Below are 14,800 nucleotides of genomic sequence, written 5' to 3'. Positions count from 1 at the left end.
AGAAATGGAATCGAAGGCACGCACTCGCAGAATACTGCGCTTACCCGAGGTGATTCACCTCTGCGGCATCAAGCGCTCGACCATCTATCTCTGGATGAGCACGGGAGCGTTTCCCAAGGCCAAACAGATCGGCCCATCAATGGTGGGATGGGACTCCCTGGAAATCGATCAGTGGATCTCCGCTCGACTCGATGGAAAGGACTGGAAGTCCGAGGGGGAAGCATGAGCAGAGAGCTGATCAAGATTGCCGAGTTCCAGCGTCGGTATTGGGGAGCGAACGGCACGCCGCTCTGCAGCCAGACAATACGTAACCAGATCCGCAATGGTGATATTCCGGGCGTCAGGATCGGCAAGCTTTGGTATGTGGATTGGCGAGCTTTCAGTAAGGGGACAAGCAACGAACTGGTCGCCATGGTGCTCAAGGACCACTGCTGATGTCACCGCGTCCTCGTAACAAAGCAAATAGGTCCCTTCCGCAGAATCTCTACTTCGATGGTCGACGTGGGACTTTCAGGTACAGGCGCCCTACTGACGGGGTCTGGTTTCAATTCGGAAAGGATCGGCTCAAGGCAATTGATGCTGCCAAACAACTGAATCTCACCTTCATGGAAGGTGCCGACTTGGTTGCCAAGGTTAAGGGCCTGGCTACAACCTTGTTCGTCGACTTTCTGGATTACTACCAGAGCGAAGTATTGCCGCCTCGCGAGTTGGCAAAAGCCACCCTGGAACTCTACGCCGTGAGATTCAGGCAGTTCCGAGCAGCCTGGCCGTCTAAGGCCGTGGATGAAATCACTCTTCGAATGGCTGCTGAACTACTCGATAGCCTGACCCCGAGGGCATCCAACCAAGCAAGAGCGCTTCTTATCGATATCTTTAACCACGCTGCCGCTAAGGGACTATGCCCGGATAATCCTGCAGCCGGGACTATCCCCAGGATCGAAAAGAAGCAGCGCAAGCGCCATACAGCGGAAGGACTCAAGGCGATCAGAGAGCAGTCTCCGACCTGGCTGCAGAATGCGATTGATCTTGCGCTGATCACTGGCCAAAGGCGTTCGGACATCTTGTCGATGAAGTTCGACGATATCCGGGAAGGGTTTCTGTTTGTCATCCAGCAGAAGACAGCCAAAGTATCGGATGCCGCCTGGATCCGCTTCCGCGTTACCCGCGAATTGCAGGATGTATTGGATCGCTGTAACGATGGCGTCCCCTCCCCCTTTCTGATTCATCGGCGACCGGATCGGAAGATAGGCCTTGCTGACCGAAAGGAGCATTGGACGAAGATCGATGAGCGCTATCTGTCCAGGGCATTCAAGGAAGCGCGAGACGCTGCAGCCTGTTATTCAGGATGGAAAGACGAAGAGATGCCGGGCTTCCATGAGATCAGGGCCCTGTCGCTGCATTTGTATAAGAAAGCCGGGAAAGACGGCCAGAAGATCGCTGGTCATGCCAGCGCAGAGATGACGAAGAACTATCAGCGAGACCATGCCGAAGTGGTCTGGTCAGATGCGATTCCGGATCTGGATATCAGCGAATTTTCCCGCTAGTTTTGCGCGCATATTGCGCCGGTTTTGCGCAGTCCAGAAATGAAAACGGCCCAAACACTGTAAGTATTTGAGCCGCTTCAAGAATTTGGTCGGGACGGAGTGATTCGAACACTCGACCCCTTGCACCCCATGCAAGTGCGCTACCAGGCTGCGCTACGCCCCGACGTTGCTTTTGAGTTCCCTCAGAAGCGGATCGCACTATACCCCAAGCATTTGCTTTGGAGAAGTGCTTTTTTCATTTTTTTCAGTTACTTGCGCAGCACATGCAGCACGTCTTCCAATTCGGCAATCATCTGCCGGATCAGTTGCTTGTACTGGGTGGCGTCCTCGCGGGCTTCGTCGCCGGTGAGGCGCTGACGGGCACCACCGATGGTGAAGCCCTGGTCGTAGAGCAGCGCTCGGATCTGGCGAATCATGAGCACGTCCTGACGCTGGTAGTAGCGCCGGTTGCCCCTTCGCTTGACCGGGTTGAGTTGCGGGAACTCCTGTTCCCAGTACCGCAGCACGTGCGGCTTCACCGCGCAAAGATCGCTTACTTCACCGATGGTGAAGTAGCGTTTGCCCGGAATGGGAGGCAACTCGTCGTTATGACTTGGTTCCAGCATAAGCTTCAACCCTGGCCTTCAGTTTCTGCCCTGGACGAAAGGTGACGACGCGCCGGGCTGTGATCGGGATTTCCTCTCCCGTCTTCGGGTTGCGTCCGGGGCGCTGGCGCTTGTCGCGCAGGTCGAAGTTGCCGAAACCCGACAACTTTACCTGTTCGTTATGCTCCAGCGCCTGGCGGATCTCTTCGAAGAAGAGCTCCACCAGTTCCTTGGCTTCCCGCTTATTCAGGCCCAGCTCTTCGTACAGACGTTCAGCAATTTCAGCTTTCGTCAGAGCCCCCATACGCTACTTCCTTAACGTGGCGTTGAACCTTTGTTCCAGCGAGGCGACGATATTCTGCGTAGTCGCGTTCACCTCGTCATCATTAAGAGTGCGTGATGGATGCTGCCAGGTCAAGCCAACGGCCAAGCTTTTTCTAAGCGGATCAATGCCTTTACCGTGGTAGACGTCAAACAACCTGAGATCTGTCAGCCATTCGCCTGCATTGTCACGAATTGTGGCAAGAATGAAGTCGGCAGGAGTATCGAGATCGACGATCAGCGCCAGGTCACGGCGCACTTCAGGGAAGCGCGACAGTTCGCTGAATTTCGGCAGGCGACCCTTGGCGACTTCGGCCAGTACCAGCTCGAAGACATAGACCGGGCGATCCAGGTCCAGCGCCTTGGCCAGCTCCGGGTGCAAAGCGCCCAGGTAGCCGACCAGCACGCCGTCGCGCTCGATCTTGGCAGTCTGACCTGGGTGTAGTGCCGGGTGCTCAGCCGGGGAGAAGGTGAAGGCCTCGATGGCACCGGCGTTACCCAGCAGCGCTTCGACGTCGGCTTTTACGTCGAAGAAATCGACGCTTTCACGACCATTGGCCCAGCCTTCCGGCTGACGAGCACCGCAGACGACGCCAGCGAGCATGTTTTCCTGCACCAGCCCGTCCAACTGACCAACGAAGCGCAAGCCGCTTTCGAACAGACGAACGCGAGTCTGCTGGCGGTTGAGGTTGTGCTGCAGGGACTTCACCAAACCCGGCCAGAGCGAGGCGCGCATGGCGGCCATGTCGGCGGAGATCGGGTTGGCCAGCATCAGCGGTTCGACACCCGGGTGAAACAGCTGGAACAGCTTGGGATCGATGAAGCTGTAAGTGATGGCTTCCTGGTAGTCGCGGGCGACCAGCAGGCGGCGCAGCGCCGGCAGCTCAGCCTGGGACTCGGACTTGGTGTTCGGCGCCAGGCGAGCCTGCGGGTAACGAACCGGCAGACGGTTGTAGCCGTACAGGCGGCCCAGCTCTTCGATCAGGTCAACTTCGATGGAGACGTCGAAGCGATGGCTCGGCACGCCCACGATCCAGGCATCGGCACCGGTTTTCTGGACATCGAACTCCAGAGCGGTGAGCAAACGCTCGATCTCGGCGTTTTCCAGGGTCATGCCCAGCATCTGGGTGACGCGCTCAGCACGCAGGGTAACCGGGGCAACCTTGGGCAAATCGGCTTCGCTGACGGCCTCCACGATCGGGCCGGCTTCGCCGCCGACGATCTGCAGCAGCAGTTCGGTGGCACGCTCCATGGCGCGACGGGCCAGCTGCGAGTCCACACCACGCTCGAAACGATGCGACGCATCGGTGTGCAGACCGTAGGAACGCGCCTTGCCGGCAACAGCGATGTTGTCGAAGAAAGCACTTTCGAGGAACAGGTCACGGGTCTTGGCGCTGACGCCACTGTGCTCACCGCCCATCACGCCAGCGATGGCCAAGGCGCGCTCGTGGTCGGCAATCACCAGGGTGTCGGCACGCAGGGTGACTTCCTGGCCGTCAAGCAGGACGAGCTTCTCGCCCTCCTCCGCCATGCGCACGCGCACGCCGCCCTTGATCTCGTCGAGGTCGAAGGCGTGCATCGGCTGGCCCAGCTCGATCATCACGTAGTTGGTGATGTCGACAGCAGCGTCGATGCTACGAATATCGGAACGGCGCAGACGCTCGACCATCCATAGGGGAGTCGGCTTGCTCAGGTCGACGTTGCGGACGACACGACCGAGGTAGCGCGGGCAGGCCTTGGGAGCAAGCAGTTCAACGCTGCGCACTTCATCGATCTGCGGAGCAACGGTGCTAACCACCACCGGCTTAACCTCGGTGCTGTACAGCGCGCCAACTTCGCGAGCGAGGCCAGTCAGGGACAAGCAGTCGCCACGGTTCGGGGTCAGGCCGATCTCAATGGAAGCGTCGTCCAGCTCGAGGTAGTCACGGATATTGGCACCTACCGGCGCATCCGCGGCGAGCTCCATCAGGCCGGCGTTTTCTTCGCTGATTTCCAGCTCTTTGGCCGAGCAAAGCATGCCGTTGGACTCAACACCGCGCAGCTTGGCCTTCTTGATCTTGAAGTCGCCCGGCAGCTCGGCGCCGATCATGGCGAAGGGAATCTTCAGGCCTGGGCGCACATTGGGCGCGCCGCAGACGACCTGGAAAGTCTCCGAACCATTGCTGACCTGGCAGACGCGCAGCTTGTCGGCGTCCGGGTGCTGTTCGGTCGACAGCACTTCGCCCACGACCACGCCGCTGAACTGACCGGCAACCGGGATCACGGCGTCGACCTCGAGGCCGGCCATAGACAGACGAGCTACCAGCTCATCACGGGATACCTGCGGGCTTACCCAGCTCCGCAGCCACTGTTCACTGAATTTCATCCTGCTCTCCTAAATGCGTTGACGGTCGTGCGGGCTAGCGGAACTGGCCGAGGAACCGCAGATCGTTGTCGAAGAACAGGCGCAAGTCGTTCACGCCATAGCGCAGCATGGCCAGACGCTCGATACCCATGCCAAAGGCGAAGCCCTGGTACTTCTCGGGATCGATGCCAGACATGCGCAGTACGTCGGGATGGACCATGCCGCAACCCATGACTTCCAGCCAGCCAGTCTGCTTGCAGACACGGCAGCCTTTACCGCTGCAAAGCACGCACTGGATGTCGACTTCCGCCGAAGGCTCGGTGAAGGGGAAGAAGGACGGACGGAAGCGGACGGAGAATTCCTTCTCGAAGAAGGCGCGGAGGAACTCTTCGATGGTGCCCTTGAGGTCGGCGAAGCTGACGTCTTCATCGACCAGCAGACCTTCGACCTGGTGGAACATCGGCGAGTGGGTCAGGTCGGAGTCGCAGCGGTAGACGCGGCCCGGGCAGACAATGCGAATCGGCGGCTTCTGGTTTTCCATGGTGCGGACCTGTACCGGCGAGGTATGGGTACGCAGCAGCATGTTCGCATTGAAGTAGAAGGTGTCGTGCATGGCACGAGCCGGGTGGTGACCCGGAATATTGAGCGCTTCGAAGTTGTGGTAGTCGTCTTCGACTTCCGGACCCTCGGCGACTTCATAGCCGATGCGGGTGAAGCACTGCTCGATGCGCTCCTTGGTGCGGGTAACCGGATGCAGGCCGCCGGAGGACTGGCCACGGCCCGGCAGGGTCACGTCGATGCGCTCGGCGGCCAGCTTGGCGGCGAGGGCGGCGCCCTCAAGCTCGGCCTTGCGGGCGTTCAGCACATCCTGAACCTGCTCCTTGGCGACGTTGATCAGCGCACCAACCTTGGGGCGCTCTTCGGCCGGCAGGTCGCCCAGGGTCTTCATGACCTGGGTCAGCTCGCCTTTCTTGCCGAGGTAGTGAACCCGGATCTGCTCCAGGGCGTTGACGTCTTCGGTGTTTCGCACGGCGTCCAGGGCCTGCGAAACCAGCGCGTCCAGGTTTTCCATGTACCAACTCCAGATACAAAATAGGGGAAGAGCGGTAAGGCTCTTCCCCTATCGGTGACGTTACGTCCGGACCGAGATCCGGTAACTGTCGTGGGGCTTAAGCCAGGCTGGCCTTCGCTTTCTCGACAATCGCGGTAAACGCCGCTTTTTCGTTCACAGCCAGATCGGCCAGGACCTTACGGTCGATCTCGATGGCCGCCTTTTTCAGGCCAGCGATCAGACGGCTGTAGGACAGACCGTTCTGACGAGCACCAGCGTTGATACGGGCGATCCACAGGGCGCGGAACTGACGCTTGCGCTGACGACGGTCACGGTAGGCGTATTGGCCTGCCTTGATTACCGCCTGCTTGGCAACGCGGAACACGCGCGAACGCGCGCCGTAGTAGCCTTTTGCGAGCTTCAGAATCTTTTTGTGACGACGACGGGCAATCACGCCACGCTTAACACGAGCCATTTATTTATCCTCTACCAGAAATCAACGCAGACGCAGGGAGCGTGCTACACGGCGAACGTCGGAAGCAGCGAGCATCGAAGTGCCGCGCAGCTGACGCTTACGCTTGGTGGTCATTTTGGTCAGGATGTGGCTCTTGAAAGCGTGCTTGTGCTTGATACCACCAGCAGTCACTTTGAAGCGCTTTTTGGCGCCACTCTTGGTTTTCATCTTTGGCATGTTTGGTACTCCGCATTCGTTAACAACTGATAACCATCAGGCCTGCCAGTGCCCGGGAGGTTATTTACGCTTCTTGGGAGCGATGACCATCATCAGCTGGCGTCCTTCCAGCTTGGGATGCTGTTCCACGGTGCCAACTTCGGCGAGGTCGTTTTCGACTCGCTTCAGCAGCTCCATGCCCAGCTCCTGGTGGGCCATCTCACGACCACGGAATCGAAGCGATACCTTGGCCTTGTCCCCTTCATTAAGGAAACGTACCAGGTTGCGTAGTTTTACCTGGTAATCCCCTTCTTCCGTCCCTGGACGAAACTTGATTTCTTTGATCTGTTGCTGGTGCTGGTTCTTCTTCGCAGCAGCGGCTTGCTTCTTCTTCTCGAAGAGGTGCTTGCCGTAGTCCATGATGCGGCAGACAGGGGGCACCGCATCAGCAGAAATTTCCACCAGGTCCAGCTTGGCCTCGTCAGCTAGACGGAGGGCCTCATCGATGGAGACCACGCCGATCTGCTGACCGTCAGCACCAATCAGACGAACCTCACGGGCTGTGATGTTCTCGTTGATCGGCGGTTTCGGGAGAGCCCGCTTATCCTGTCTCATTTCACGCTTAATAATGATTACTCCGAGTCTTGGCGACCACGCCGGGAAACCGCCTGAGCGAGCAGCTCAGCGAACTGGGCGACCGGCATCGAGCCGAGGTCTGCCCCTTCGCGCGTACGTACGGCGACGGCCTGCGATTCAACTTCCCTATCACCGATAACCAGCAGATAGGGAACCTTGAGCAAAGTATGCTCGCGGATTTTAAAGCCAATTTTCTCGTTTCTCAAGTCAGACTTGGCACGGAATCCGCTTTGCTCGAGCTGACGCACCACTTCTTCGGCCCATTCGCCCTGCTTGTCAGTGATATTCATCACCACGGCCTGGGTCGGCGCGAGCCAGGCCGGGAACAGGCCGGCGTAGTGTTCGATGAGCATGCCAATGAAGCGCTCGAAGGAGCCGAGAATCGCACGATGCAGCATGACCGGACGGGTACGGCTGTTATCTTCGGCGATATAGCTGGCATCCAGACGCTCCGGTAGGTTCGGGTCGTACTGCAGGGTGCCGCATTGCCAGTTGCGACCGAGGCAGTCCTTCAGGGTGAACTCGATCTTCGGACCGTAGAACGCACCCTCGCCCGGCTGGTATTCCCACTCCAGGCCGGATTCGTTCAGAGCGTCGGCCAACGCACTTTCGGCGCGATCCCACAGCTCTTCGGAACCAACGCGCTTGGCCGGACGAGTGGACAGCTTCATGGAGACGTCACTGAAGCCGAAGTCCGAGTAGACCTGCAAGGTCAGCTTGATGAAATCGGCCGCCTCCTTCTTCACCTGCTCTTCGGTGCAGAAGATGTGGGCATCGTCCTGAGTGAAGCCACGCACGCGCATGATGCCGTGCAGCGCACCGGAAGGTTCATTCCGGTGGCAAGCACCGAACTCAGCAAGGCGCAACGGCAGGTCACGGTAGGACTTCAGGCCCTGGTTGAATATCTGCACGTGGCACGGGCAGTTCATCGGCTTGACCGCGAAGTCGCGGCTTTCCGACGACGTGGTGAACATGTTCTCGGCGTAGTTGGTCCAGTGGCCGGAGCGCTCCCAGAGGATGCGATCGACGACCTGCGGGGTGCGGACTTCCACGTAGCCGTGGTCGCGCTGAACCTTGCGCATGTACTGCTCGAGCACCTGATAGACGGTCCAGCCGTTCGGATGCCAGAAGACCATGCCTGGCGCTTCTTCCTGAAGGTGGAAGAGATCGAGCTGCTTGCCGATACGGCGGTGATCGCGCTTCTCGGCTTCCTCGATGCGCTGGACGTAGGCAGCTAGCTGCTTCTTGTCCGCCCAGGCGGTACCGTAGACGCGCTGCAGCTGCTCGTTCTTCGAGTCGCCGCGCCAATAGGCACCGGAAATCTTGGTCAGTTTGAAAGCTTTCAGGAAACGAGTGTTCGGCACATGCGGGCCGCGGCACATGTCCACGTACTCCTCGTGGAAGTACAGGCCCATGGCCTTCTCGTCAGGCATATCGTCGATGAGGCGCAGCTTGTACTCCTCACCACGAGCCTTGAAGGTCTCGATGACCTCGGCACGCGGCGTCATCTTCTTGATGACGTCGTAGTCCTTCTCGATCAGCTCGGCCATGCGCTTTTCGATGGCCGCCATGTCTTCAGGCGTGAAAGGGCGCTCGAAGGCAATGTCGTAATAGAAGCCTTCGTCGATCACCGGGCCGATGACCATCTTGGCGGTCGGGTACAGCTGCTTGACCGCATGGCCCACCAGGTGAGCGCAGGAGTGGCGGATGATTTCCAGCCCGTCCTCGTCCTTCGGGGTAATGATCTGCAGAGTCGCGTCGCTGTCGATGATGTCGCAGGCATCGACCAGACGGCCGTTGACCTTGCCGGCCAGGGTGGCTTTCGCCAGGCCCGCACCAATGGATTGCGCCACCTCGGTCACGCTGACCGGGTGATCGAAAGAACGCTGACTACCGTCGGGAAGAGTAATGATGGGCATGGCGCCTCCTCTCCTAGTGGTGACCCCTACGAAAGGCCACATGGGTTGGGATGTGCCAGTAAGCGTCGCCCGCCGGGTAAGCCTGCCTCACAGTGGCAGGCGCCTTATCGGCACCCTGCGCATTCGCGCGCGGACGTAGATCACTGGAAGAAATCGAAGACCTGCCCGCAAACGATTGCGGGCAAGGCGTGGAATGTTACTGCATGTTCGGGGAACTGACGAGCGGGACACCTGACTTCACTCAGCACCGCTCGACAAATTCCAGCACGGCGCGATTGAAGGACGCCGGGCGGATTACATTCATGCCATGGGAGGCGCCGGGAATCATCACCGACCGCACATCCACAAGCGTCGATTGCAATGCCTGGATGATTCTCGGGAAGGGTTCCGGACTTTTCGCTCCACCGACCAGCAACACCGGCAACTGCAACTGCACTATCTGCTCATGCGTTATAGGCAAGGGATGATCCGCGACCTGCCCAACCAATGTCATGGCATTAGCCGTCGCCATTTCGCGAAATTGCCGGGAAGACCGCGACCAGACTCCGGCGCCACTGACCGTATCGACAAAAAGTTTCAGCCCCTCTTCCACTGCCCCTGTGCGAATCATCTCCAGCGCCTGCTGGCGAAACTGATTGCGCTCCACGGGAGATACTGGCGCTTCGATATCTACCTCGGTAAAAACATCATCGGCAAAGTCCCCGCCGGGATCAGCGAGTGTCAACGATAGCAATTTCTGCGGAGCCGCCAGCGCCACACGGAGACAGATATTACCGCCGCGTGAATGCCCCAGCAGATGAACAGGCCCCGGCAACTGATCGAGCAACAGCAGCAGATCATCGACATGCTGCTCCGTCGTAAAGCCCGGTCCCGCGCCGTTCCATTGCTCAGGGAAGTAATGACGCAGGCTGGGCACCATTACACGATAACGAGCCGACAATGCCTGGACCTGCCCCTGCCAGTAGCGGTAATCACAGAGCGACCCGTGCACCAGCAGGAGCGGCACGCCCCGCCCGGCAACCTGGCACGTCAGTGCATAATTATTGACCTGGTATTGCACTATCTCGTTATTCATCCAGCACTCGCACGCAACGCACCACAATAAAGCACACAGGATTCGCAGGGACTATTGTTCAACGGGAAATCCCGCCGCGCCCTTTAGCCTGCGCATTATCCCTCATCGATCAATTAATCGGCCAACCCTTCATGCACCCTTAACATTTAAAGTGTGTTTTCCCAATCGCAACAATTCATATATTCAGTTGACGCGAACAATCACAACAACACAGAATCGCGCCGTACTAATCAATCCTGCATACGGGAGCACCCAGATGTCCAAACTTGCGGAATTCCGCGAAGCCGAGCGCAAACTCCAGGAACAACTCGCCCTGCTCGAGAAACTCAAGAGCGATGGCGGCCTGAAAAAAGAACTGGAGTTCAAGGATCAACTGCAAGCCTTGATGGACCAGTACGGCATGAACCTGCGCAATGTCATCGACATTCTCGACCCGCAGACTTCTACCGAGCCCGTTGCTGCGCAACAGCCGCGCCGCACCCGCCAACTGAAGGTCTACAAGAACCCGCACAACGGCGAGACCATCGAGACCAAGGGCGGTAACCACAAGACCCTGAAAGCCTGGAAGCAGCAATACGGTGGCGACACCGTGGAGTCCTGGCTGCAGTAAGACCGATCTTCCGCGGAGCGCTCCCGCTCCGCGGAATTTCCGCCCCTCCTGCAAGGATCTGACCGACGGCTGTATAAAAACTAGCCATCGTTAGCAGAAATCCTTATAATCACCGAAGCGAACACCAAACCCAAGGTCGCCCCTCCCAGCACTCCCTACCTGATCCAGGGCAGAAGCTGGGCTCTACAGGGCCACGGCCAGCGCATCCTCCGCATCGATTCCAGAGCACGCCAACCGCGCCAGGAACACTTGCCCGAGCGATCAGCGCCCCACGTCAGACTCTCTGCTTTCACCCAACATCGCAGCCTGACGCGAACAGACCCTCAAGTTTCCAATCGCTGCCATATTCCGGTCATACGTTTTCTGCATTCTCAGATCGCACCCGGAGCTTTTGACGATTTCGACGGTCATAGGACCGTTACCTATTTGGAAAGACAAGACAATGAAAACCTCCCTGCAAATCCAGGAGGCGATTCGCACCCTCTCGGCGGCCTTCGCCCCTCTGAACTGCGTTATCCAGGCCAAGCGCAAGCACGGCTTCAGCTTCACCCTGGTGAATGAGCATGGCATCGCCAAGCACACTGAACGCCTCTACCCTCAACAGTACTTGGGCGAGGCACCGCTGAGCGCGGTGATCCAGCGAGTGCAAGCCACCATCGCTGCCTGAGCCTGAAAACGAAAAAAGCCCCGCATGAGCGGGGCTTTTGCTTTTCTGCCTTCTATATAGATAGAGGCAACGATCAATTCAGACTGATGCCCTCCTTCACCGACTCGATCTCCGCCATCAGGGCCGCGTAACGCTCCGATGGTGCTGCATAGGTCAGCGAATACGCCGCGCCATCACCCAACGCGACCTGCACGGTCTGCTTGAGCACCTCAGTACCGTTCTGGCTGATGCCACAATGCACCTCCAGCCCCGCCAACCCACCCAGTTTCGCATCCAGCGGCTTGCTGCACGCAGCCTGGAACCCCTGGCGCATGAAGTCCTTCTGCAGCGCCTTGCGCATCTCGACAATGACATTCTCGACACTGACCTTGGCAGCAGAGCCAAGGCGACTACGGGTGACTTCCATGACCAGATCCTGGGAGCCATCCTCCGCCATTCGCACACCACGCTGACGAACCACAGGCGCATCAGCCGTCGCATCCGCTGGCGAACGCGAAACCTCCCAGCCCTGCGGCCAGATCACTTGCATATCCGCCAACGCCGATATGGGCACACACAACACGCCGAGCAACAAACAGGATCGCAGACCGCGCATCACCACCTCCGAGCACACCTCAAGGGAACACCATAGCAGGCAACCCCGGACTTTCGCGGCTCCATCACCTTTCCAAGGTCAAGCGAGAGGCTCGCGCAATCGAGCCGCCCACCCAGCGCGGACACCCTCGCAGCCAATGATGCATCAGCGCCGACACAATACTTACCTTGCCGATACCAAATTCTTCGAGACACCAGCGCCGCCGGCAGGTCTACTTTGCGCCGATTTTTTTCATGCCCCATGGTGCCTCGATGTTATCCAAGCTGACCAAAGCCGCTCTGCTCACCGCCCTGGTATTACTCTCCGGCTGCTGGCCATTCTTCCCGCCATTCGGCGGACCAGGTGGCGGAGGCAATCACGGAGGTGGCGGCCACGGCAGCGGGCCGGGCTTCGAAAACCGCCGATAGGAAAAACGCCCGATGCACCGCATCGGGCGTTTTTGTTTACCGCTATTGCCAACCACACGGGCAGGCACACTTGAAAGAGAGATAAAGACTTCGTCGCACTCACCCACCGGACAAGCAGAAGACCGAAGCAGGCTCCATACTTACAGTCGAAGCGAAATCGCAGGCTCGGTGAGGTCATATGAAAAAGCTCACAGCATTGCTCCTGCTCATGACCCTTGCAGCCGAAGCGCAAGCCTCCGACTTCTGCACTGGCATAGGCCTCTTCGCACGCGCGGGGGCCCTATACCGAAACGAAGGAAAAACCGAACAGCAAGCCATGGCAGCCGTTCACGAGGGAAGCGCCAAGCTCGACGCGGATACCCAGATGATCGTCAGGTACTTCGTGCGCTTCGGCTATCACGGAGATCAGACTCCGGACCAGGCATCTGCCAACGCCGAGCAGAAATGCCGGCAGTACGAAGCCTACAGCGAACGCAGAAGCGCGATGAATTAGCGCCCCGCCCAGGCCCCTCCTCGCGCACAAGATCCGGCTATCCATCACAGCATCGCCAGCCCGGGAAGACCGCAAGCCCCACACAAACGCACCGAGCCCATGACTCCATATAAAGGAGGAGCGACCGGACGAGCACACTGAGCACACCACCGTCCCCAGCCGGCGACCTGATACCTTGAACAGCGCCGGGAAAGGGCGATCAAGCCCCCGGCAGGTACAGAGCCTCGAAACAGCAGACCAGGCAGCGCCTTCCCGACACCCGGAAAACGCCCAAAACAAAAAGGGCGATCCTTTCGGATCGCCCTTTTTGAAATCGCCGAAGCGATCATGTTTGGTAGGCACAATTGGACTCGAACCAACGACCCCCACCATGTCAAGGTGGTGCTCTAACCAACTGAGCTATGTGCCTGTCGTGTGGGGCGCATTCTACGCGATCGTTTTTCTTGGTCAAGCACTTTTTTCGCTAAGCCACTGAAAAAGTGAATTTTTTTATGTTCGACCGTCCGTAAATTATTTTGCACGGGCACTAGCCGGTGTGATTCGACTCAGGTAGCATCCGCACATCTCGTAAAAAATAACAAACACAGGTGCATTATGCCGCACACCTCTTACCCCTCTTCCTATTACGCAGCTTCGGCCAACCCGGTCCCGGCCCGCCCTGAACTGCAGGGCGAGGTGGAAACTGATGTCTGCGTGATCGGCGCAGGCTACACCGGCCTGTCGACCGCCCTGTTCCTGCTGGAAAACGGTTTCAAGGTCACCGTGCTGGAAGCCGCCAAGGTCGGCTTCGGTGCGTCGGGCCGTAACGGCGGCCAGATCGTCAACAGCTATAGCCGCGACATCGACGTCATCGAACGCAGCGTGGGCGCCAAGCAGGCAAAGCTGCTGGGCGACATGGCCTTCGAAGGCGGCCGCATCATTCGCGAGCGCATCGCCAAGTACAACATCCAGTGTGACCTGAAGGACGGCGGCGTGTTCGCAGCCCTCAGCACCAAGCAGATGGGCCACCTGGAGTCGCAGAAAAAGCTGTGGGAACGCTTCGGCCACACCCAGCTGGAACTGATGGACGCCAAGCGCATCCGTGAAGTCGTCGGCACCGACAGCTATGTCGGCGGCATGCTCGACATGAGCGGCGGCCACATCCACCCGCTGAACCTCGCCCTGGGCGAAGCCGCAGCCGTGGAATCCCTGGGCGGCGTGATCCACGAGCAGTCCCCTGCCGTGAAGATCGACCGTGGCGCCAACCCGGTCGTGCACACCCCGAAGGGCCGCGTAAAAGCCAAGTTCATCGTGGTCGCCGGTAACGCCTACCTCGGCGGCCTGGTGCCGGAACTGGCTTCCAAGTCCATGCCGTGCGGCACCCAGGTGATCACCACCGAGCCGCTGAGCGCCGACCTGGCCAAATCCCTGCTGCCGACCGACTACTGCGTCGAAGACTGCAACTACCTGCTCGACTACTACCGCCTGACCGGCGACAACCGCCTGATCTTCGGTGGCGGCGTGGTCTACGGCGCGCGCGATCCGTCGAACATCGAAGCGATCATTCGTCCGAAGATGCTCAAGGTCTTCCCGCAGCTGAAGGACGTGAAGATCGACTTCGCCTGGACCGGCAACTTCCTGCTGACCCTCTCGCGTCTGCCGCAGGTTGGCCGTATCGGCGACAACATCTATTACTCCCAAGGCTGCTCGGGCCACGGTGTGACCTACACCCACCTGGCAGGCAAACTGCTGGCCGAAGTCCTGCGTGGCCAAGCCGAGCGTTTCGATGCCTTCGCCACCCTGCCGCACTACCCCTTCCCGGGCGGCCGCATGTTCCAGGTTCCGTTCTCCGCGATCGGTGCCTGGTACTACACCATGCGCGACAAGCTGGGCATCTGACGCCTC

Annotated in this window: 17 protein-coding genes and 2 tRNA genes; 7 read left to right on the top strand and 12 right to left on the bottom strand. The window is 59.0% G+C overall.

Annotated elements, in window-relative coordinates; all coding sequences use genetic code 11:
• The first annotated feature begins 4 nt into the window (after positions 1-4).
• The 3 genes from ACKI1H_RS14540 to ACKI1H_RS14530 are packed head-to-tail and all read left to right on the top strand — an operon-like array spanning position 5 to position 1,544.
• On the top strand, positions 5-226 hold the full coding sequence (locus ACKI1H_RS14540) for an AlpA family transcriptional regulator (protein ID WP_138526034.1): 222 nt from the start codon (positions 5-7) through the stop codon (positions 224-226).
• Positions 223-435: a helix-turn-helix domain-containing protein gene (locus ACKI1H_RS14535; RefSeq protein WP_138212894.1), complete on the top strand. Its 213-nt coding sequence runs from the start codon at positions 223-225 to the stop codon at positions 433-435. Before ACKI1H_RS14540 ends, ACKI1H_RS14535 begins: the two co-directional genes overlap by 4 nt.
• Entirely contained in the window at positions 435-1,544 is a 1,110-nt protein-coding gene (locus ACKI1H_RS14530; protein WP_440468692.1) for a tyrosine-type recombinase/integrase, read from the top strand. The genes ACKI1H_RS14535 and ACKI1H_RS14530 overlap by 1 nt, the downstream gene beginning before the upstream one ends.
• An 86-nt stretch (positions 1,545-1,630) precedes the next feature.
• Here ACKI1H_RS14530 and ACKI1H_RS14525 read toward each other — a convergent pair.
• The 10 genes from ACKI1H_RS14525 to ACKI1H_RS14480 all read right to left on the bottom strand — a co-directional run bounded on the left by ACKI1H_RS14525 (position 1,631) and on the right by ACKI1H_RS14480 (position 10,144).
• Positions 1,631-1,707, bottom strand: a tRNA-Pro gene (locus ACKI1H_RS14525).
• Positions 1,708-1,792: 85 nt separating this feature from the next.
• Positions 1,793-2,149 carry a MerR family transcriptional regulator gene (locus ACKI1H_RS14520; RefSeq protein WP_015476661.1) on the bottom strand — a complete coding sequence of 119 codons (357 nt, stop codon included), beginning with the start codon at positions 2,147-2,149 and terminating at the stop codon, positions 1,793-1,795.
• Positions 2,130-2,432, bottom strand: coding sequence for an integration host factor subunit alpha (gene ihfA, locus ACKI1H_RS14515; protein ID WP_003090661.1), 303 nt, complete (start codon positions 2,430-2,432; stop codon positions 2,130-2,132). The genes ACKI1H_RS14520 and ihfA overlap by 20 nt, the downstream gene beginning before the upstream one ends.
• A gap of 3 nt (positions 2,433-2,435) precedes the next feature.
• Positions 2,436-4,814, bottom strand: coding sequence for a phenylalanine--tRNA ligase subunit beta (gene pheT / locus ACKI1H_RS14510; protein WP_440468691.1), 2,379 nt, complete (start codon positions 4,812-4,814; stop codon positions 2,436-2,438).
• 34 nt (positions 4,815-4,848) lie between these two features.
• Positions 4,849-5,865: a phenylalanine--tRNA ligase subunit alpha gene (gene pheS, locus ACKI1H_RS14505; protein WP_184598685.1), complete on the bottom strand. Its 1,017-nt coding sequence runs from the start codon at positions 5,863-5,865 to the stop codon at positions 4,849-4,851.
• Between the two features lie 97 nt (positions 5,866-5,962).
• Complete coding sequence (rplT, locus tag ACKI1H_RS14500) at positions 5,963-6,319, bottom strand: 50S ribosomal protein L20 (RefSeq protein WP_003099086.1); 357 nt, start codon at positions 6,317-6,319, stop codon at positions 5,963-5,965.
• Between the two features lie 21 nt (positions 6,320-6,340).
• On the bottom strand, positions 6,341-6,535 hold the full coding sequence (rpmI, locus tag ACKI1H_RS14495) for a 50S ribosomal protein L35 (protein WP_017516491.1): 195 nt from the start codon (positions 6,533-6,535) through the stop codon (positions 6,341-6,343).
• 60 nt (positions 6,536-6,595) lie between these two features.
• On the bottom strand, positions 6,596-7,147 hold the full coding sequence (gene infC / locus ACKI1H_RS14490) for a translation initiation factor IF-3 (RefSeq protein WP_171049545.1): 552 nt from the start codon (positions 7,145-7,147) through the stop codon (positions 6,596-6,598).
• Complete coding sequence (gene thrS, locus ACKI1H_RS14485) at positions 7,147-9,069, bottom strand: threonine--tRNA ligase (RefSeq protein WP_138526039.1); 1,923 nt, start codon at positions 9,067-9,069, stop codon at positions 7,147-7,149. Before thrS ends, infC begins: the two co-directional genes overlap by 1 nt.
• Positions 9,070-9,310: 241 nt before the next feature.
• Positions 9,311-10,144, bottom strand: coding sequence for an alpha/beta fold hydrolase (locus ACKI1H_RS14480; RefSeq protein WP_440468690.1), 834 nt, complete (start codon positions 10,142-10,144; stop codon positions 9,311-9,313).
• 256 nt (positions 10,145-10,400) lie between these two features.
• Here ACKI1H_RS14480 and ACKI1H_RS14475 point away from each other — a divergent pair, with 256 nt between their 5' ends.
• The gene (locus ACKI1H_RS14475; RefSeq protein WP_045217791.1) at positions 10,401-10,754 is read left to right on the top strand and encodes a histone-like nucleoid-structuring protein, MvaT/MvaU family; all 354 of its coding nucleotides are present in this window, start codon (positions 10,401-10,403) and stop codon (positions 10,752-10,754) included.
• 442 nt (positions 10,755-11,196) lie between these two features.
• A complete protein-coding gene (locus tag ACKI1H_RS14470) occupies positions 11,197-11,421 on the top strand; it encodes a hypothetical protein (RefSeq protein ID WP_138526042.1) in 225 nt (74 codons plus the stop codon).
• A gap of 73 nt (positions 11,422-11,494) precedes the next feature.
• On the opposite strand, the gene ACKI1H_RS14465 is transcribed toward ACKI1H_RS14470, so the two are convergent.
• Entirely contained in the window at positions 11,495-11,950 is a 456-nt protein-coding gene (locus ACKI1H_RS14465) for a DUF4946 domain-containing protein (protein ID WP_246084936.1), read from the bottom strand.
• A 651-nt stretch (positions 11,951-12,601) separates the two neighbouring features.
• Here ACKI1H_RS14465 and ACKI1H_RS14460 point away from each other — a divergent pair.
• Positions 12,602-12,916, top strand: a complete 315-nt coding sequence (locus ACKI1H_RS14460; protein WP_440468689.1) for a hypothetical protein — start codon at positions 12,602-12,604, stop codon at positions 12,914-12,916.
• A 332-nt stretch (positions 12,917-13,248) separates the two neighbouring features.
• On the opposite strand, the gene ACKI1H_RS14455 is transcribed toward ACKI1H_RS14460, so the two are convergent.
• A tRNA-Val gene (locus ACKI1H_RS14455) sits at positions 13,249-13,325 on the bottom strand.
• Positions 13,326-13,510: 185 nt separating this feature from the next.
• Between ACKI1H_RS14455 and ACKI1H_RS14450 the strand changes: the two genes are divergently transcribed.
• Complete coding sequence (locus tag ACKI1H_RS14450; protein ID WP_138526046.1) at positions 13,511-14,794, top strand: NAD(P)/FAD-dependent oxidoreductase; 1,284 nt, start codon at positions 13,511-13,513, stop codon at positions 14,792-14,794.
• Positions 14,795-14,800: the final 6 nt, after the last annotated feature.

It is taken from the genome of Pseudomonas sp. YH-1 (assembly GCF_051990045.1).
Taxonomy (GTDB): Bacteria; Pseudomonadota; Gammaproteobacteria; order Pseudomonadales; family Pseudomonadaceae; genus Pseudomonas; species Pseudomonas nicosulfuronedens.
Note: the sequence above shows the minus strand (reverse complement) of the source record. Positions and strands in the feature narration are given on the sequence as shown.